The organism is Natrinema sp. 1APR25-10V2 (assembly GCF_031626495.1).
Taxonomy (GTDB): Archaea; Halobacteriota; Halobacteria; order Halobacteriales; family Natrialbaceae; genus Natrinema.
Window position 1 is genome coordinate 1 of the sequence record NZ_JAMQOJ010000009.1, and the last position, 17,054, is coordinate 17,054.

Here is a 17,054-nt window from a genome sequence, read left to right on the forward strand (position 1 = left end):
CGACGCTTCGGCTCAGCGTCCCAGTGACCGAAACGAGCAACGACGTCTATGGGGAACTGTCTGTCGCCGGCGACACCGTCACCGGCTCGCCGACGGATATCCTGACCGCCGTCCAGGGGGCGCTCGACGCACACGATCCGGACATCCTGGTCTGCTCGACGAGCGAGATCGTCCCGACCCTGTACGAGATGGCGACGGACGCCGGCGTCGACGACTTCTCGCTGAGTCGGTGGCCGGACGTCGATTACCAGCAGCTCGCGAGCCGGTCGACGTACTCGAGCTACGGCCGCGTCGGTCACTCGCCGGCGCGGTACAACGTGCCCGGCCGGGCGATCATCGACCAGTCGAACACGTTCTTCTACGGGGAGACGAACCTCGAGGGCGTCCTCGACCTCGTGTCGCGCTCGAAAAAGCCCGTCCAGGAGCTCGCGTGGGCGTCGATCGGGAACGTGCTCACGGCGATCCAGATCTGCGAGGCCCACCACCGCGGCGTCCTCGTCCCGTGGAACTCCTGGCGCCACGAGTTCTACAAGCCGATGGGGACGCTCCACGATGCCGACCGCGGCGGCTTCATCTTCGCACCCAAGGTCGGCCTCCACGAGAACGTCCACGAACTCGACTTCTCTTCGTTGTACCCGAACATCATCTGTACCCGGAACGTCTCGCCGGACGTCATCCGGTGTGACTGCCACAGCGATCGCGACGACGTCCCCGGCCTCGGATACTCGATCTGCGACGACCAGGGCTACCTCGTCGACGTGCTACAGCCGATCATCGACGCTCGCGACGAGATCAAGGCGGCCATCCGTCGCGAGAAGGAACGAGACGACCCCGACGAGGACCGTCTGGCAGAACTCGAGGGACGGTCGGGAGCGCTGAAGTGGATCCTCGTCGCCTGCTTCGGCTATCAAGGGTTCAGCAACGCGAAGTTCGGCCGCATCGAGTGCCACGAGGCAATCAACGCGTTCGCTCGGGAGATTCTGCTGACGGCGAAACAACGGCTGGAAGCTGGCGGCTGGCGCGTCGTCCACGGCATCGTCGACTCCATCTGGGTGACTCCGGACCCCGACGTCGACGACGATGACCGCGAGACCCTCGAGACGCTCGCGACGGAGATCACGAAACGCGTCGAGATTCGGCTCGAACACGAAGCCCACTACGACTGGGTGGCGTTCGTGCCACAGCGCGAGAGCGACGCCGGCGCGCTGACGAAGTACTTCGGGAAGGTCGCCGGTGACGACGAATTCAAGATCAGAGGTATCGAAGCCCGGCAGCGCTCAACCCCGCCGTTCATCGAGGACGTCCAGCGGGACTGTCTCGACCGGCTCGATGCCACGCGGTCACCGGACGCGGTGCTCGGACGGCTCGAACGAGCAATCGACGAACTGCAGGCGGGCAACGTAGCAGTGGAGCGGCTCGTCGAGCGGAATCGCGTCTCCAAGCCGCTGGAAGGCTACTCACAGAATACCCAGAACGTGGCCGCCTTGAAGCGAGCCCGCGAGCAGGAACTGGCAGTCCACCCGGGCCAGGATATCGAGTACGTGGTCGTCGACGACGAGAAATCCTCGCGAGATCGTGTCGCCCTCGCCCACGAGGAGATCGAGACCTACGACGCCTCGTACTACGAGACGCAGCTGGTTCGAGCGATTGAGAGCGTGCTGTTGCCGCTGGGATGGGATCGTACAGATATTCGACGGAGACTCGCGGAGACACGGGAGGTGGAGCTGACGGAGTTCACAGCGGCCCGGAACAAATGAGTAGGTCCAGATATCATCTGAGGTGAGCAAAAACAGAAGTGGGCGACAGGGTCAATCCCATTCACACTCCGGGGGGGTGCTCCGTTTCAGCAAGACCCCCCGGAGTGTGAATGGGTGGAATCAATCACACCGAGGGTGGATAACCTATATGTGAATGGGGCGAATTGGTCCGTCCATGACAAACAACGATTCCACGCAAACAACCGTCGACGAGATCTTAAATGTCGATGAAGGAAATAGCGAAGACGGATCGGACATTTTTGAGAAACCCTGGTTGCTCGAGATCGATAACGTTCCTGACGCCAATCGGATCGTCGGTCGGGACGGTCACATCACGTTCTTGGCGAAGAATCTCCGGAAAATGCGGACAAATAGCGTCCCGGATAACGTCCTGGAGTGGGGTGAAACCGGGACGGGGAAGACGCTAGTTGCCAGACACGTCTGTGAGCGACTCGAGGCAGCAACTGAGGGGACGGAGTCCCCGATCGTTACTGCGTACATTAATCCGGATCCCATCTCCACGTATACCTCCACCTTCCGAAAGATCGCAGAGCAGGTGAACGCGAAAGCAGAGAACCCGCTCGACGTCCCCTATCAGGGCCTCTCGGCAGAACATTATCGGGATCAGAAGTTGTGGCCCGTTGTTCAGAGGGAGTTCTCTGGCGGTCTCGTCGTCATTATCGATGAGATCGACAAGCATGGGGAAGTCAACGAAGTACTCTACACGCTTTCACGGGCACAGTCAAAAGACGACGTTGACTTCCCAGTCGTTACAATCGGAATTTCGAACGATATCGAATTCAAAGGAGAAATCGAGTCACGGGTTCAATCGACTCTCCAGCCAGAACACCGAACGTTCACGCCGTACGAAGAAGATCAGCTTATCGCAATACTCGAAAATCGACGAGACGCATTTTACGACGGTGTCCTCGATGACGAGGTGATTCCAACAACAGCTGAACTCGCAGCTGAAGAACACGGTGACGCTCGACGCGCAGTCCGATTGTTCCGGAATGCAGGCGAGATCGCTGATGAAGAAGGCGACGACGTCGTGACAGCGGAGCACGTTTTCGAAGCTGACGAACTCGTTGAAGTTGAGCTCTTTATGGAGATGGTGAAAGGAACTCCGTTGTCCGGGAAATTACTCCTGTTTGCTCTCACACGTCTTGACCGGAATAACCCGGAGAAAGAATGGTTCCGGACGTCAGAGATTCACGAGGTCTACCAAACAGTAGCACGGGATGTCGAAGTAGAGCCCAAGGGGTACAATCGTGCGCTCGAACTTCTGAACAAGCACGTGACGACTGGAGTTCTCGAATCCAAAAAGAAGGAAGGCGGAGATCAGGGTAAGTTCAGGTCGTATTCGCTCCAAGGAGACGTCGAGAGTACACGAACTGGACTGATTAACTCAACACCGGAACTCCAGACGTTGATGGAATGGTGACACCCCCACCCCTCGGTGTGAATGGTCCCCCATAGGCTACGACGGTTGTAGAGACAGAGCTGGACTCGAGCTGTAGAAGCTGTCTCGTTCGTCTGAAGAACCTATTACGGCACGGAGAGCGGCTTACACGTTCTGCCACGGTAGCTGACCCGATCCGCTACTGCACCGCACCGCAGCTGTAGTTATCTTTATTATACAGTAGTCTAAACAGTCCACCAAGTGAGTATATTCTAAGAGGCGAGGCCTCGTGCCGAAGCCGAAGCTTCGATACTGAGGCGAGAACTCTCCCTACGGCGTGAGGGCTTCTGTTGTTAAGGACTTCTTAATCGCGGTACCCTGGGTGGTGGACCATTCACACTGAGGGGTGTGGGGGTAAACGAGGCGTAATCTATCCACGTGTTGCTCTGCCTTCTCTCGGCGTGAAGTCTCGTTAGAGAGTGGCGGTTGATAGCCCATTCACACCGAGGGGTGTGGGTGAACCGATCCCATTCACACTCTGGGGGGTGTCATCTGCTACGCTAGGAATCGTGCTGTAACAAACTTCAGGCTACATTCAATCTCGTCTACTCGTCGGGATTCACCGGCCCTTTGTACTTCGACGTCACCGAATCTCCTTCCCGCCACTGCCAGTAGTAGTAGCGGTTGTCGTTGATCTCCTTGATTGTGATCGTCGCCTTCGCCGGAACGTCATCAGGAAGATCCTCTGGTCGCTCTTCGACCTCCTTATCCTCCTCGTTCTCAGCTAGTCGTGCCTCCCGCTCGCGATGCTCAGCAAGCTCCTCTGCGAATCGAGCGACTTGTCGGAGTACCTCCGGGGATTGCTCATCGAGTTTTGAAGCGATGTCTGCTGGGACTTCTCGAGGTGGGTTTGGTGGAGAATAGGACATTGGACAGGTTCTGTTAACCAACGTTGTTGGGCAATATCTTAGAATTGTTGGTTAATTTTCTCGTCTACTCAACGAGACTTCCTCGATAACCGCCACCGTGGCTTCGAGTTTCTGCCGACGGTCCTCGCGTTCTTCGATCTCTTGATTCAGCTCGCGAATCTCCGTTGCAAGTTGTTCGACCACGTCCGTCGTTTCCGGGAGACGGCCATCTGGACGAGGGGCGTTCCCTCCCCGAATTTCGAGATCGGCTCGCCGTAGATGCTTACACCCACCACTTGGATTCCGCTTCTTGAAATCTGGACACGTACACGTCTCACTCGCGACGTCGACCTCGTAGATGTTCCCGGACGCCGATCGCACCTCGTAGATTCCTCCCTTCTGGAGTAGCGAGACGTCCATCTCTTCGTTTCGAGCTCGCTTTGTGCGAGGCTCGAGTTCCTCCTGAGACGGGTCTTCGCCAATGGTGGGTTGTTGGATCGCTTCAGTAGGTGGCGAAGCTGCAGGAGTCGATGCTACAACTCCACCATCAGGAGAGTACACCCGCTCTTCGTGTTCTGTTTCATCTTCGTTCCGTGTCTCGACGTCGTCAGTTCGTTCGGTCATGATACAACGGAGGTTAGAATGCGCCTCCGCCCCTCGGCGGGCGCAGAATAAACTTCCCGTGGCTGTTAGCCCATTTTCTTTGTTCAGAACTGTGGAACCGTCGATGGCTACAGAGAAACGAGTCATGAGGGCGAAATTTAATGGGATAATAGTTACTATCTCATATACAAGATGCTCCGAGGACTCATCGCGTTTGTAGCATCAATGTTCGCTGAGGCCGTGAAAATCGCAAAATGGCCATTTAACCCAACCAACGGTAAGGGGCAGTACGTCACTCCTTCAAACCGCCATTTCCTGACAGGGAAGGCGAATCTCCTGGTGACTATCGTGTACCGTCTGGGTCAGGCTGGGGTAAATTTCGGAAAGGCACTTGTTTTCGATGTATTAGCTCCGTTAGTTGATGCGATAATTGGGATTGTGAGCGACCTCTACCACTCAAACCCGAATTATACTCGAATGGCGCTTCGCGGAGGGTTCTCTGCTGTCCAAACAATCTTCGCGGTCGGAGTTGGTGGTCTGATGCTAATCGCCGGACTGTTCCGCAAGTGAGGGTCGAGAGTGTTAGTCTTGGAGACTATCGATGAGTTTCTCTGCCGTCCGACTGATCCGACCGAGACGCTCGCGAACGGCCTCGGGATCGTCCGACTGCCACGCTGCTAGGTAGAACGCAGATCCGCTTGTGTCGAGTCCGAAATACCGACCGACAACGTAGGCGACGGCCTCGGCTTCGACTTCGCGTTTCGATTGTTCGGTACTGTCGTTGACGTCGAAGTGGAGTAGCGCGTGGGCGTACTCGTGAATCAACGTGACTACAAGGTCTGCTTGGTTCGCCCGGGCTTTCGCTTCGACAACTGGCTTGAGGTCGTATAGGCTCCGGTGCTTACAGACTCCCTTCGCGTCGCCATGCTCCCAGTCGTCAGCATCGACGATGTGTACCGACACACCAAGTTCATCAGCTGCTCCTTTGAGCGCTGGCACCAGGTCGTCGGCATCGCCCATCGCTGCCGTCTCCAGTTCGGGAAGTGGTTCACCTTCCGTCTGGGAGACGTCGAAGACTGATGCTGGTTTGAACGCGACGAGGCCTTTCGACCACTCATCCGCCGACGTCTCGTTGTACTCACAGCCGATTTTCTCGTGGTAGCTGGGCGAATTCTCACACTCGGGACATCGCTTGGTGATGATCGGAGCCCAGATCCAGATGGCCTGCTCGCCTTCCTGGACGTGCCGATCGAAGTCGTTCCGCCACGTGTTGTAGCCCGCGACTTTCGTTGCCTCTGGATACTGGAACTTGATCAGGAGCGTATTTCGGTGCGAATAGTCGTGGAAGCGACTTTGGACGTCTAACCACTCCTGGAACTCCTCACTTGCTTGTGCATCGTCGACGCGGTCGACGAGGTCGTCGATCCACTCTTCGATGGTACTGTGCATCTCGTCGTGTCGGGTGTCGGTCTTCTCGAACGAGACCGACGAATCACTACTCGTAGCCATGGTTTTCAGGATTTGAATTATCGCAACTGCGCCGATTCAGATCGCGCCGCACCCCTTCGGGGCGCAAAAAACAGATCGCTGCTCAGGCTGGCGGGAAGTAGACGCTTTGTTCGCCGGCTAGCTCTTCGAGCTGGTTCTGATGCCGATGCGTGAAGTAGCAGTCGTAGCTACAGTACCCACAGATCTCTCCCGTATCGTACTCTGCTACGAAGGGACCTCGTTCAGTCGTCCAAACGTTCACATCGCACTCAGTACACGCTGGACTCTCGATATCACTCAGTGACGGGCCGCGATACTCGACGCTGTCTTTCCGAGTTGTCGATTCAGGCCAAACGCCTCGTGCCCGCCAGAATTCTCGAACCTTCGCGAGACTGCACCGGACGGTTTTTCGGATCGTCATGTGCTCGGCGTCGCGACCACTGTCGTCCCACCCATTAGCTGTCCAGAACTCGCCGAACTGTGCGCCACGGTGAAGACCATTCCAGTCAAGGCCGACGATATCTGCGGGTGGATCCTCCGTCAGTGTGGGACGGGTGAGCTGCTTAATGACGTCCAATTGTTTCGACGGACTTCCACCGAGGATGTGGACACGACGACCACGCCAATCACTCGGCTCTGAGAACTCGTGAGCAAGTCGGTCGGCGTATCCCCGGGAGTACCCGACGACGAGGTCATCAGGGATCGCGTGAATCGCGCCACGGCATTTGGGGACGATGACGAGATCCGATTCTGGGTAGCTTCCTTTGATCTCGCGAGCAGCAGCGACGTATCGGTCCACCTCCTCGACTTCGTAGGCATCACCAATCACCCCGACCTGGGGTTCGTGCTCAAAAAAGCGCTCGACGTACCGATCAAGGTCTGGATTTCGAAAATCGTTATCGAGCATCCCGACAGGCAACTCTAACGCTTTGAACTGCTGCTGTTGGTAGGTACAGTCCTCGCGAAATCCAGTGAGAAAACCGAGGCTGAATGCATCTAATGCGAACGGAACTCGATGGAGGAACGCTATTTGATCGGCCTGCCGAGCAGCTGCAATTTCACTGGCTGCGTTGCTGGTTGTCTTCGCTGTGAGTGCCATAATGAATCAACGCGGAACTCGCCCCGCGCCCCCTCCTGGGGGAGAAAAACTGCTACCGGCGGCTAGCCGTTAACCAACATCGGTTGCTGTTGTACGGTTCCTGTTGGTTAATCGGGCTGGTTCCCTGTGGGGGCTGCTACGTTGTCGGCTCAGCAGAGATACCTCGCAGATCTCAGTTCAGTAAGGGAGGTAGTCCGGCGCGATATCCCCGGTCAGTACACTACTCTCGAAGGCGTCGCTTTCGCTGCCCTCGAGGTCGATGATTCGATAAACTGCATCACCGCTCCAGTCACACCCATCGCTCGAACACACCGCGCTAGCCAGGGCTCCGTTCTCTGTATCGAGATGGACGCTCTGGAGATCGAGTCGCTCGCTACAGAGTGGGCACGTTGCCGGAACTTGCGCATATCGGTAGCCAGTACTGATGTCGATGTCATCTTGCTCAGCGTCGATGCCACGAAGCCCTTCGACAAGATGGCCGACTCGTGAACGGAACTCGGTGAGAAGCGCGTTGCGGACTTGCTCGTCGACGGGAAGCTCGGCGCTATCGAGAGTGATCGTTATTCGATACGCTGTCGTCTCGTTGGTTTCTTTCATTTGGTTCGCCTCTGGGGGTACGTTTGATTCCCCTGCACCCCTTTGGGGGAGAAAAACTATCCCCAGCTGTTACCCTCCGGCGTTAATGGGTGGTTCCACTCTCGAGAATGGCAACGATATCGGAGAGATCGAATAGTCGGAGATCATCACGCTCGTCTGCAGCTTCCTCGACGGAGCGTTTGAACCCAGAGCGGCTGAACAAGGCGAATTCATACGTCGGCTCACCACCTCCGGTGGGTGTCCAATCGATTTGCTCCACGTCGTCTTCGAGGTCCGCGAGCACGTCATAGCCGAGGGGGGTGTTGGTAAATTTCGCTTCGCCAGCGATCAGCGTTGACTCGTCAGTTGGTGCGACGACATCTACTTCCTGGCCCTTGTACCACCACTGGCTTGGCACCTGTGTGAGCTGGTAGTCTGCATAGAGCGCCGGCACTGCCTGGTGACAGAGCGATTCGAACGTTTCGCTGACGAAGTCGGGCAATTCCGGTTCGATGAGATCCGCGTAGGCGTTCTCGCCGTAGAGTTCGTACTGTCCCTCGCGGCCGTAGAGATACCGGAAGTAAAACCGGAATACGGGATCTCGAATCTGGTATCGCGTCCGCTTGCTGCGCGCCGGATCGGCGAGTGCCGGATGATGTTTCTCGATGATCTGGAGGGTTTCCAGCCGGTCGAAGTAGTACGACGTGTTGGTGCTCTCGATGCCGGCTCCTTGGGCGATCTCGTTTCGACTGCGGTTCCCGCTGGCCATCGATTCCAGCACGGAGAAATACGTGTTCACCTCGTTGAGCTCCATCTGGAGGACGGTTTCGGGCTCGTCGTGGAGTGGGCCATCCGGGTCGCACAGCAGCCGCGTGATGTTCTCTCCGAGGCTCTGTGATGGATCGAGCGGGCTGAGATATCGGGGTGTGCCGCCGAAGACGCCATAGACGAACACCCGTTCTTCGGGATCGTACGTCGGCACGAACTCTTGGATGGAGCGAAACGGCAGCTGGGTGAGTTCGAGGCGGCCATTTGGTGTCTGGGACACCCGTCCGTAGAGTGGCGCACCGCCGTCGAGGACGTGGGTATGGATCATGCCGATTGCAGAGCCTGTGAGTACGAGCGTCGCCTGACTCTCGTCGACAGCTGTATCCCACAGATGTTGAATGACAGAGGGAAGTCCCTCGTTCGATTCGATGAGGTACGGGAATTCGTCGATAACGATGATGGCGTCTCTGTCGGTGAGATACGTTAAGAGCGGTTCCCACTCCTCTTTGACGGCCGTGATGTCGGGATAGGTCGGCGCTGCTGCCTCGACGAATCGCCTGAGCTGTGTCGTCGCTGTCCCTTGGACTGCCTGATAGTACACGGCATCGTCGCGGTCGGCAATCGATTGGCGGACGAGTTCGCTCTTGCCGATCTGGCGGCGCCCATAGATGATTGCGAGTTCTGCAGTGCCACTCTCATAGAGGGTCTGCAACCGATCGAGTTCATCGATACGATTGACGAACTGGTCCATACCTCCCGGTCGTGGCGGGAGATACATATGTGCTCCGAAGTTAGGAACCAGACTATAATAGTCTGAGCTATAATATTCTAATCCCTAATACGGTGGGTCAATCATTCGATCCTTCTTCTACTAAGGCTCCGACAGACATCCCCGAATGTTCCGTTAGTCGTCCTGTGAGCGGATTTCGCTGGCCCGCTGTTCAAGACGGCGGAGGATCTGGATGCGCTGCTGATTCGCGTTCTCGTAGGCGACGCAGGCTCGGAGTGTCTCCATGTTATGAATAGTCGCGATACCAGCGTTGATGAGTCGGGTGTTTGGTGGTTCGAGACGCTGTTCCGGTGTGAGACCGTCTGATTCGACGGATAGATTCGATGAGTCGCTCATTTTGTTCGCCTCCGCTCTCTCAAGGCGACAAAAACAGCTGCTAGGCCACTCCCGGTCGAAGAAATTCCTTGTCAGAACTCTACGTTAGTTGGACGGTAGTTCGCGTCAGTGTCGACGCTGTCGTACATGCGGCCGAGCATGTCGAGTGCTGACTGGAAGTGCGCGTAGTGCTCGTTTGCGAACGCTACGGTTTCTTGGAGGGAGATAACGGGCCGTCCGTCGACCATCTCAGCCTCGATCTTTGGCCGCGGCTTGAGCACCACCTGAATCGCACTATTGAGGTCGTCAGCGGGCTGGCGCTGCTCTGCAGTCGGGATTCCGAATCGATCGAAGAACTCCGCCCAGGAGTCGAGTTCGGATTCGTGGACGGCGATGAACAGCGGATAGTCCTCTGGGTCGCGAGCGACCTGGTAGCCACCGCGGGTCCAGACGTAGACCGCATCGATGGCAGTGAATGCATACTCCATACCCGCGAACTGCGGGAGGACGTACGCCTCCGAGATCGACGGCGGCGAGATGTCTGCTGCGGCCGTCAGGAACTCGAGACCGCCGTCTCGGATTGTCTGATCGACGAGATGGAGCCCATCGTCGTACGCGACGTATCCCGCCTCTTCGAGGCGATGCACGACGCGACGGATCGTCTCCCGGTTCTCGTCGATCTTCCGCGCGACGCCGGAGATGGAATCTCCTGGGTCGAGTGCGAGGATGACCTTGAGTCCCTTTTCACCGCACACCTCGTACATCCCTATGTTACACAATTCTGTGCAATAGTCAAAAGAAGTACTATTCGTGTGGGTCTGCTGGCTGGATCTGGCGAGTGTCCTCAGCGAGGTCGTGGATATACTCGCGGAGAGTTTCCATATCCTCGCGGGCGTCTTCGAGCGTCTTGCCCTTCACTTTGGCCGTGATCTTGTCTTGATCGCGGGTGCCAGTACCGCGAGTGAGTTTGATCGTGAGTGAGACGCCGACATCGCTTCGCTCGACGTACTCGGTTGGTGCCTGACGCTCACGGTTCTGCGGCGATTCTGCGCCCGTACGAGGTTGCTGGGTGTGTTCTGACATTGATCGCTCTCTGTGATCGTTAGTTGACGGACGGTGCGACTGGATCGTCGACTATCTCACGAAGGACTGCATCTATCTCGCGTCCGGTGAGTCGCCAGCAGCCGTCGGGTCCTGTACACTCTAGCTGGCTCACTACTTCGGTCTTGAACGTCTTGTACTCCGCAAGCGCCACCTCCTCATTGTCAGTGTAATCGAGCAGGAGGGCGAGTGCGAGTTGCGCCGGCCCGCTGCCACCATATCCCCATTCGAAGCCCGAAGGACTGTGATTCGCCAGCTCGAGACTCCGCTCTGGCGTGAGCTGTTCTTGGTCCGATTGCTTCTCGACGATGGCGCGGCCTCGACGACGGTAACCGACGTAGATGACGTCGGGATCAGCCGAAGTCCGTGACTGTACGTGTGAGCGTGGGTCGCTGATTCCACTCATAGGTTGGTTCGCGGGGGGCTCGTTCGATCACCCCCGCACCCCTCTCGGGGGTTCAAAAAACAGGACGTAGCTGCGTTCGGCAACGTATTTGACAGTTGCAACGTACTGTCCAGGTATATCGGGATGGCTGTACTGGACGATCTCTCAGGGTTCGAGTTCGAGGACGTGATAGAGGACGTCTTCCGAAATCTCGGCTACGAGAACGTCCGTCAGGCCGAGCGAACCGCCGACGAGGGTCGCGACGTCATCATGGAGGAGGTCGTCGACGGCACCCGGCGCGCGATCATCGTCGAGTGCAAGCATACGGGGACGGTCGGGCGACCGGTCGTCCAGAAGCTCCACTCGGGAATCGCGACGTTCGACTTCGACGGCCCGAAACGCGGGATGGTCGTCACGACCGGCCGGTTCACGAACCCTGCTCAAGAGTACGCCCAGCGGCTCCAGCAAAATGACGATCCCCATCCCATCGAGTTGCTTGATGGCGAGGACCTCCGGGAGATCGCCGACGAGATCGGTCTCGACCTCTACAACGGCCGCATCGAGATTCTCTGCGACGATACCCTACGCCCGTACGACCCGGCCGCCGACGTCGATGCGCCCGTCGCGGAGGTGTTCCGCGACATCGAGAACATCGAGGCCGCTGACCTCCCAGAACCACACTCATCGGTGACGTTCAGCCCGGTGGTCGCGGTCACCGCGGACACGAACGCAGTCTTCGAGACGTCGGTGGGCGTTATCCACCGGATCAACGACCGATCGCGATTCGTCGCCCACGCCGAGCGCGGGCAGCCACAGGTCGCGGACGAGGACGTCGCAACGCTGGTCACCGAGAACCTTCACGCGACGGTCGACCTCGATACCGAGCAGTTCGCGGAGGTGTTCGATGACGTCGAGGAGGCCGGTTCGGGCAGACCCAAACCGAGTATAAGGAGTGGGCCGTCGAGCGGCTCCAGCAGCATCACACGACGACGGTCACCTACACCGGCGACAACAACGTCACGTACAACAAGACCTGCGAGCCGAACCGCTCGGACATCTCTGTCCAGTCGATCGAACCAATGTACCTCCCCGAGGTTCGGCACACCACTGACATCCAGGAGTACACCTACCCCTACGAGTACTACGCGGCAGGCCCGTCACGAGTAACCGCCGAGGACGGCATCCATCAGTGCGTCCACTGTGACACGAGCGGCGGCGACGAGACGTACACCTACTGTCCGAACTGCGGGGCCATTGCCTGCTCCAGCCACATCAAAACGGAGCGGCTGGAAGGCGAGCCGATTTGTGCGGGCTGTGCGGTGACGGAACGGTTCGCGCTGAAGACGAAGTACTTCTACGACGATCAGAACCTCGAGGCGTTCCGCGAGGAGTACGCCAACATGTCCGTCCACGAGAAAGCGATGGAGAACAAGTTACTCGCCGGGGGAAGCGTGGTTGCGACGCTGCTGCTCGTCGTCGGCCTCATCGTCATCGGCGGCATCATTTAGACCGGTTGCGTTCTCACGCGGATAGATACAGAGGGCTAAACTACTTCAAACAGCCCTCTAAATCATAATCAAACCCAAGAAGCTGAGTATGGATATCCATTTTGCCCCCGTTAGATCGACGAGTCCTACTGAGGATACGCTAAAGGTACAGATTGGGGGACAGGAAGTTGTTGTTGAAGATAATACCGAAGGTGATAGATCGGTTGGTGACCTAGTTGAAGTTTGGATTACTCAAGACCGAAGAGCGGCGGCTGACGCAATTGGGCGGGCATCCCCTTCTGTCGGCATTATTCGAGAGCGTGTCAGCGAAAACGAGTACCTCGTTGAGCGAAATAGTCGTGTAGAAATATGTGACTCTCTTGACTCTGAAAATCCAGAGAGGGGTGAGACGGTTAAGATCTATGGAGGTATGATAACCTCAACAATCTCGAGTGAAGCGATCGCGCCAAAGGGAATAGAAGACCGGTTTGAGGAGAAGAGCAGAGCAGAATCATATTTAAAAGAACCTGGGGAGATTAGTGAGGTTGATTCAGGGTATGATGATGTAGGGGGATTAACAGAGACTATAGAGGAGGTAAAGGACGTCGTCGAGATACCACTGCGAGAGTCTGATAATGATATAAATAGGTTTGAGAAGCACGGGGTCAAACCGGATACAGGAATACTTTTCCACGGACCTCCAGGGACGGGAAAGACCTTGCTTGCTAAGGCTGTAGCTAAAGAAACAGAATCTAGTATCTATCTCGTCAATGGACCGGAGATCATCAACAAATGGTATGGGGAAACAGAAGATATTATACGAGAAATATTTTCACATGCCAAAGAACAAGAACGTGCTATCATCTTTATGGACGAAGTAGATAGTATTGCTCCAGATCGAGGAGATACAAAACAATTTCAGCGCAAAATAGTTGCCCAACTTCTCACAGAACTGGATGGATTCGAACCACTGAATGATGTTGTCGTAATTGGTGCAACCAATGCCCTTGATGAGGTTGATCCTGCAATCATTCGACCAGGGCGATTTGACCGGAAAATCGAATTCTCGAAACCGGCACAACCTGAGAGAAAAGAGATCATCGAAAAAATCACTAAGGATGTCGATTTCAGCGAATCTGTTGACTTAGAATTACTTGCCCAATCTACAGAAGGATGGACTGGAGCAGACTTATCAGGGGTCTTTAGCCGTGCCGTCACAATATCGATTAGGCGAGAAGGGGATCTTGTAACTCAAGATGATCTCCTTCGGGCTGTTGAAGCAACAGGTGAATGATATGGGAGTGATAGATTGGATTAAATCGAGATTTTCTGAGGAGAGTGATGATGACCCTGAACCACTTCGCGAATTCATATATCTTGATGAAACAAGCGTTGTGAGTTTACTGGCCTCTTTGGAGGGCGAGATCACCGAGAGCCTAATCACTCGTTCAGAGTCCGTAAACCGAGAGCTCGGGAAGAGTAATAAAGGCCTCTCGTACAAAGGGACCGGCTATAATCGAATTAATGAGTCGGAAACTCTGGAGAGGAGTGGCTCTGAAACTATCCAGAGGTCCGTAATTCAATCCCGATTTGATGAACTCTATGAATCACGACAAAATCAGCTTCTTCTCCCTTCCGAGGAAGGACTGGAGGTTGAGGAAGTTACGAGAAGTGAAATCATCGAATTGGATGGCTATGTAAATGTAGCTGAGTCGTATAGAGTCTTCAAAATACTTGAATATCTGACTAATACGTTTGAGGATATTGAGGAACTGCAAGAGTCTATTGAGGATATTCCACGTGAGGAGCTTGACGCTGTTTCGGGGTTCCTCTCTTCACTATTTGGTAATCAGGTCCCAGTAAAGATTGATGCCGCCAACTACAGGATAGTAGAGGGCCATATTCAACATATACATAATCTCGACTCTGCTGAAGAAGGTAAGCCAATTTCTATCGTAGCGTATCTCAATCGCGACTCCCTTTGGGACGACCCATTAACAGTGTTTTCCGACAATACGGAGTTTACAATATATGGGCGCGTGATCTCAAATGAGGTGGATTGGACCCCTCTTAGACTCACGCGGGTTCTTGAGGACCATTTTCCTGATCAAGCAAGACAGGTAAATATGGCATTAAAAACTGCCCTGCTGAACTTAGAAAAAGAGGGCGGAAAATCCGAGGTGTCAATTGATGTTGAGAAGAATCTCGAAGAGCTATTATCTGATCTGCAATCGGGTCTCGAAACCCGAGGATATTCACTTGAGGATTCTGACCTTACAACATTCGCTTCGGATGACGTTACAGCTGATAGCGAGTTTGAGGACTATACTGAGGCTCGTGATGAGGTAGAACATGTATTAGAGGAACTTGATGCCGATGTAGATAGTGACGATAAAGCCGAATTGCTCTGGGAGACTATAACGGGAGAGGAAGACCATGTCCAGAATGACGAGGATGTGGAGCTTGAAATCAAACCAATTGGGATCTATTGGTAGATACTACGCGAGATGCGCCACCTCGTCTGACTCCTCAACGTCGTCGAACTCCCCACGCTCGACAGGCTCCCAGTCCTCACCGAGCTCCGGACTCCACCAGTCGACCTTGTAGGCGCCCGGTGCGCCGAGGATCTTCACTCGCGCCGACCCATCAGGAAGGTCGCGACGCAGTTTCTCGTCGACGTGGAGATTCCAGGTCGTGCTTATATCAAAGCAGGCGAGCACGGCCTCCTCGTAGCCGCGTGTCTCTCGGGATTCTTGGAGTTCGACTTGGGTGTTGCAGTTCTTGCAGAACACCCCCTCGAAGGGGATGTGTGTGAAGACCTCCTGCCCGCAGACGGGACACCAGAGGAACTCGAACAGTGCCTCACTGTGTCGATCAAGTACTTCAAGGGTCATTGGTTGACTAACCCGACCGTACCGGGCCACCACCTCGTGCCCGGCCGAAAAACAGCGCCCAGCGCTCACTCACTCACCGTTCGGCGCCGTAGACGATGCGTGAGGGGGCTTCGTATCCACAGTCGGGGCAGTCGTACCACCGCTGGACTTTCGCCCCGTCTGCTGACTTCTCGCCGACGCGAACGTCGTCGTTCGGACACTCCGGGCAGCTGAGGTCCGGTGCGGGCCGCTCCCGGAGCTCGTCCCGGAACGATGTCGCGTCCTTCGTCTCGTATCCCCGCGACCAGACCGGGTAGCCGTTGACGAGGATTGCCCCACGTCATTTGTACCGGTAGGAGTCCGGCGCTCGATGCAGGACGGCTCGCGCACCGGTCTCGGTGTTCCGATACGCGATTGTCGGCGAGCGGCTCTCCCGTCGCCAATTGGTGATGGGAGGCATTATTCAGAAGTGGACGTCAGCGGGCACGATCCAGAGTTCCTCACTCTCATCGAGGAGTCGATCCAGCTGTCCACGGTGGCGAATGCCAGTTCCGTGTTCGGTGTACAGGAAGATCGTCGGGCCGTCGTACGCACCGACCTGGTGGAAGGCGTGCCGGGCGAGGTCCTCGTCGCGCATGATCTCCTCGTCGGAGAGTTCGTCGAGTGCCTCTTTCACCCGATCAAGGTTGCGCTCGAACTCTTCTTTCGTCGCCTCCCAACCATGCTCGAGGAGGTCCTGGCCGTCATCAGAGGCGACGGGGGCTGCAGTCGGCAACTCTCCCCATCGTGCCTTCCCTGCAACGAACGTGTCCTCCTCGTCAAAGGTCACGTAGTAATCGAAGACGGCGCCGGCGTGTGGGTCCGTGCCGACCAGGCGGTCGAACACCGACTTTCCGGTGGCCAGCGCGTCGTCGTGCGTCGATGCCTCTACGAGTGCGTAAATCACCATATGCATCTCGAACACCTCGAAACGCCGACGCACCGGGTGTCGTTGCTCGCTCCAGCTGCGCCGGCACCCATCGCCGGCGCTCGAAAAACCTGCTCGTGACGGTGAATACTCAGGATTCGTCCGCTCGTTCGACAGTGATGGTCAGGTCGCCCGATTCGTAGTCGGCCTCGAAGTCGACGGCGAACGCGTCCGCCTCGTAGGCGGCGTGGTAGGCGCGGTGCCGTTCGAGCGAGCCTGTCGCCTTGAAGTGGAAGAATGCGGCCGGCGTGTAGGGCTTGCTCTGTGTTTCTATCTGCGACTCGACGGATGCGGGGAGCGCGATCTGGGGCGTCTCCGTGGCGATACTCGCAGCGAACTCCTTCGCTTCCTCGACTGTCGCTCGCGAATGTGCCGGTGTCTCGCCGGTCAGCACGTTCACCGGGGTTTCCGTCTCGTCGGTAAACATGACGTCTTCGAAGGTGTGTGTCCCGAGGATCGCCTCGGGATCCAACTCGCAGTCGTGAAACGGGTCGTCGTCTGAGGTCATCGAATCACGAGCCTACGGCGGGGCTCA

18 protein-coding genes and 2 pseudogenes are annotated in these 17,054 nt (G+C 56.4%); 6 read left to right on the forward strand and 14 right to left on the reverse strand.

Annotated elements, in window-relative coordinates; translation table 11 throughout:
• Both NDO75_RS24180 and NDO75_RS24185 read left to right on the forward strand, forming a co-directional pair.
• The coding region (locus NDO75_RS24180) for a type B DNA-directed DNA polymerase (RefSeq protein ID WP_310909200.1) at nucleotides 1-1,757 on the forward strand (1,757 nt) is incomplete at its 5' end.
• A gap of 175 nt (nucleotides 1,758-1,932) precedes the next feature.
• Entirely contained in the window at nucleotides 1,933-3,201 is a 1,269-nt protein-coding gene (locus NDO75_RS24185; RefSeq protein ID WP_310909201.1) for an orc1/cdc6 family replication initiation protein, read from the forward strand.
• Between the two features lie 563 nt (nucleotides 3,202-3,764).
• Here NDO75_RS24185 and NDO75_RS24190 read toward each other — a convergent pair.
• Together NDO75_RS24190 and NDO75_RS27820 are read right to left on the reverse strand one after the other, a co-directional pair.
• Nucleotides 3,765-4,088: a hypothetical protein gene (locus tag NDO75_RS24190; protein WP_310909202.1), complete on the reverse strand. Its 324-nt coding sequence runs from the start codon at nucleotides 4,086-4,088 to the stop codon at nucleotides 3,765-3,767.
• 51 nt (nucleotides 4,089-4,139) lie between these two features.
• Nucleotides 4,140-4,487, reverse strand: a complete 348-nt coding sequence (locus NDO75_RS27820; protein WP_345784919.1) for a hypothetical protein — start codon at nucleotides 4,485-4,487, stop codon at nucleotides 4,140-4,142.
• A 375-nt stretch (nucleotides 4,488-4,862) separates the two neighbouring features.
• Between NDO75_RS27820 and NDO75_RS24200 the strand changes: the two genes are divergently transcribed.
• On the forward strand, nucleotides 4,863-5,240 hold the full coding sequence (locus tag NDO75_RS24200; RefSeq protein ID WP_310909203.1) for a hypothetical protein: 378 nt from the start codon (nucleotides 4,863-4,865) through the stop codon (nucleotides 5,238-5,240).
• Nucleotides 5,241-5,252: 12 nt separating this feature from the next.
• On the opposite strand, the gene NDO75_RS24205 is transcribed toward NDO75_RS24200, so the two are convergent.
• The 8 genes from NDO75_RS24205 to NDO75_RS24240 all read right to left on the reverse strand — a co-directional run bounded on the left by NDO75_RS24205 (nucleotide 5,253) and on the right by NDO75_RS24240 (nucleotide 11,213).
• A complete protein-coding gene (locus NDO75_RS24205) occupies nucleotides 5,253-6,179 on the reverse strand; it encodes an ArdC-like ssDNA-binding domain-containing protein (protein WP_310909204.1) in 927 nt (308 codons plus the stop codon).
• Between the two features lie 82 nt (nucleotides 6,180-6,261).
• A complete protein-coding gene (locus tag NDO75_RS24210; RefSeq protein WP_310909205.1) occupies nucleotides 6,262-7,257 on the reverse strand; it encodes a DUF6610 family protein in 996 nt (331 codons plus the stop codon).
• A gap of 177 nt (nucleotides 7,258-7,434) precedes the next feature.
• Entirely contained in the window at nucleotides 7,435-7,854 is a 420-nt protein-coding gene (locus NDO75_RS24215; RefSeq protein ID WP_310909206.1) for a hypothetical protein, read from the reverse strand.
• 82 nt (nucleotides 7,855-7,936) lie between these two features.
• Nucleotides 7,937-9,352 carry an ATP-binding protein gene (locus NDO75_RS24220; RefSeq protein ID WP_310909207.1) on the reverse strand — a complete coding sequence of 472 codons (1,416 nt, stop codon included), beginning with the start codon at nucleotides 9,350-9,352 and terminating at the stop codon, nucleotides 7,937-7,939.
• Between the two features lie 153 nt (nucleotides 9,353-9,505).
• Nucleotides 9,506-9,727: a hypothetical protein gene (locus NDO75_RS24225; RefSeq protein ID WP_224338311.1), complete on the reverse strand. Its 222-nt coding sequence runs from the start codon at nucleotides 9,725-9,727 to the stop codon at nucleotides 9,506-9,508.
• A 71-nt stretch (nucleotides 9,728-9,798) separates the two neighbouring features.
• Nucleotides 9,799-10,470, reverse strand: coding sequence for an RNA polymerase subunit sigma-70 (locus NDO75_RS24230; RefSeq protein ID WP_310909208.1), 672 nt, complete (start codon nucleotides 10,468-10,470; stop codon nucleotides 9,799-9,801).
• 40 nt (nucleotides 10,471-10,510) lie between these two features.
• Nucleotides 10,511-10,789 (reverse strand): hypothetical protein, encoded by a 279-nt coding sequence (locus NDO75_RS24235; protein ID WP_310909209.1) that lies wholly within the window; start codon nucleotides 10,787-10,789, stop codon nucleotides 10,511-10,513.
• A 19-nt stretch (nucleotides 10,790-10,808) separates the two neighbouring features.
• Nucleotides 10,809-11,213: a DUF6166 domain-containing protein gene (locus NDO75_RS24240; RefSeq protein WP_310909210.1), complete on the reverse strand. Its 405-nt coding sequence runs from the start codon at nucleotides 11,211-11,213 to the stop codon at nucleotides 10,809-10,811.
• Between the two features lie 123 nt (nucleotides 11,214-11,336).
• Here NDO75_RS24240 and NDO75_RS24245 point away from each other — a divergent pair.
• The 3 genes and pseudogenes from NDO75_RS24245 (at nucleotide 11,337) to NDO75_RS24255 (ending at nucleotide 15,174) form a co-directional block, all read left to right on the forward strand.
• Nucleotides 11,337-12,700 (forward strand): annotated as a pseudogene (locus tag NDO75_RS24245) (restriction endonuclease).
• A gap of 88 nt (nucleotides 12,701-12,788) precedes the next feature.
• Nucleotides 12,789-13,973 (forward strand): AAA family ATPase, encoded by a 1,185-nt coding sequence (locus NDO75_RS24250; RefSeq protein ID WP_310909211.1) that lies wholly within the window; start codon nucleotides 12,789-12,791, stop codon nucleotides 13,971-13,973.
• A complete protein-coding gene (locus NDO75_RS24255; RefSeq protein WP_310909212.1) occupies nucleotides 13,936-15,174 on the forward strand; it encodes a hypothetical protein in 1,239 nt (412 codons plus the stop codon). The genes NDO75_RS24250 and NDO75_RS24255 overlap by 38 nt, the downstream gene beginning before the upstream one ends.
• Before the next feature lie 3 nt (nucleotides 15,175-15,177).
• On the opposite strand, the gene NDO75_RS24260 is transcribed toward NDO75_RS24255, so the two are convergent.
• From NDO75_RS24260 to NDO75_RS24275, 4 genes and pseudogenes are all read right to left on the reverse strand, one after another.
• Nucleotides 15,178-15,573 (reverse strand): hypothetical protein, encoded by a 396-nt coding sequence (locus tag NDO75_RS24260; protein ID WP_310909213.1) that lies wholly within the window; start codon nucleotides 15,571-15,573, stop codon nucleotides 15,178-15,180.
• A gap of 73 nt (nucleotides 15,574-15,646) precedes the next feature.
• Nucleotides 15,647-16,012: pseudogene (locus NDO75_RS24265) on the reverse strand (hypothetical protein).
• 3 nt (nucleotides 16,013-16,015) lie between these two features.
• Nucleotides 16,016-16,507, reverse strand: coding sequence for a hypothetical protein (locus NDO75_RS24270; protein ID WP_310909214.1), 492 nt, complete (start codon nucleotides 16,505-16,507; stop codon nucleotides 16,016-16,018).
• Nucleotides 16,508-16,610: 103 nt separating this feature from the next.
• Nucleotides 16,611-17,027 carry a hypothetical protein gene (locus tag NDO75_RS24275; RefSeq protein ID WP_310909215.1) on the reverse strand — a complete coding sequence of 139 codons (417 nt, stop codon included), beginning with the start codon at nucleotides 17,025-17,027 and terminating at the stop codon, nucleotides 16,611-16,613.
• Nucleotides 17,028-17,054 lie beyond the last annotated feature (27 nt).

Excerpts from the sequence above, each read along its gene's own strand:
- NDO75_RS24190 (WP_310909202.1), bottom strand. The coding sequence starts at position 4,088 with ATGTCCTATTCTCCACCAAACCCACCTCGAGAAGTCCCAGCAGACATC.
- NDO75_RS24275 (WP_310909215.1), bottom strand. The coding sequence starts at position 17,027 with ATGACCTCAGACGACGACCCGTTTCACGACTGCGAGTTGGATCCCGAG.
- NDO75_RS24225 (WP_224338311.1), bottom strand. The coding sequence starts at position 9,727 with ATGAGCGACTCATCGAATCTATCCGTCGAATCAGACGGTCTCACACCG.
- NDO75_RS24205 (WP_310909204.1), bottom strand. The coding sequence starts at position 6,179 with ATGGCTACGAGTAGTGATTCGTCGGTCTCGTTCGAGAAGACCGACACC.
- NDO75_RS24200 (WP_310909203.1), top strand. The coding sequence starts at position 4,863 with ATGCTCCGAGGACTCATCGCGTTTGTAGCATCAATGTTCGCTGAGGCC.
- NDO75_RS24230 (WP_310909208.1), bottom strand. The coding sequence starts at position 10,470 with ATGTACGAGGTGTGCGGTGAAAAGGGACTCAAGGTCATCCTCGCACTC.
- NDO75_RS24220 (WP_310909207.1), bottom strand. The coding sequence starts at position 9,352 with ATGGACCAGTTCGTCAATCGTATCGATGAACTCGATCGGTTGCAGACC.
- NDO75_RS24185 (WP_310909201.1), top strand. The coding sequence starts at position 1,933 with ATGACAAACAACGATTCCACGCAAACAACCGTCGACGAGATCTTAAAT.
- NDO75_RS24260 (WP_310909213.1), bottom strand. The coding sequence starts at position 15,573 with ATGACCCTTGAAGTACTTGATCGACACAGTGAGGCACTGTTCGAGTTC.
- NDO75_RS24235 (WP_310909209.1), bottom strand. The coding sequence starts at position 10,789 with ATGTCAGAACACACCCAGCAACCTCGTACGGGCGCAGAATCGCCGCAG.
- NDO75_RS24210 (WP_310909205.1), bottom strand. The coding sequence starts at position 7,257 with ATGGCACTCACAGCGAAGACAACCAGCAACGCAGCCAGTGAAATTGCA.
- NDO75_RS24250 (WP_310909211.1), top strand. The coding sequence starts at position 12,789 with ATGGATATCCATTTTGCCCCCGTTAGATCGACGAGTCCTACTGAGGAT.
- NDO75_RS27820 (WP_345784919.1), bottom strand. The coding sequence starts at position 4,487 with ATGGACGTCTCGCTACTCCAGAAGGGAGGAATCTACGAGGTGCGATCG.
- NDO75_RS24240 (WP_310909210.1), bottom strand. The coding sequence starts at position 11,213 with ATGAGTGGAATCAGCGACCCACGCTCACACGTACAGTCACGGACTTCG.
- NDO75_RS24215 (WP_310909206.1), bottom strand. The coding sequence starts at position 7,854 with ATGAAAGAAACCAACGAGACGACAGCGTATCGAATAACGATCACTCTC.
- NDO75_RS24255 (WP_310909212.1), top strand. The coding sequence starts at position 13,936 with ATGATCTCCTTCGGGCTGTTGAAGCAACAGGTGAATGATATGGGAGTG.
- NDO75_RS24270 (WP_310909214.1), bottom strand. The coding sequence starts at position 16,507 with ATGCATATGGTGATTTACGCACTCGTAGAGGCATCGACGCACGACGAC.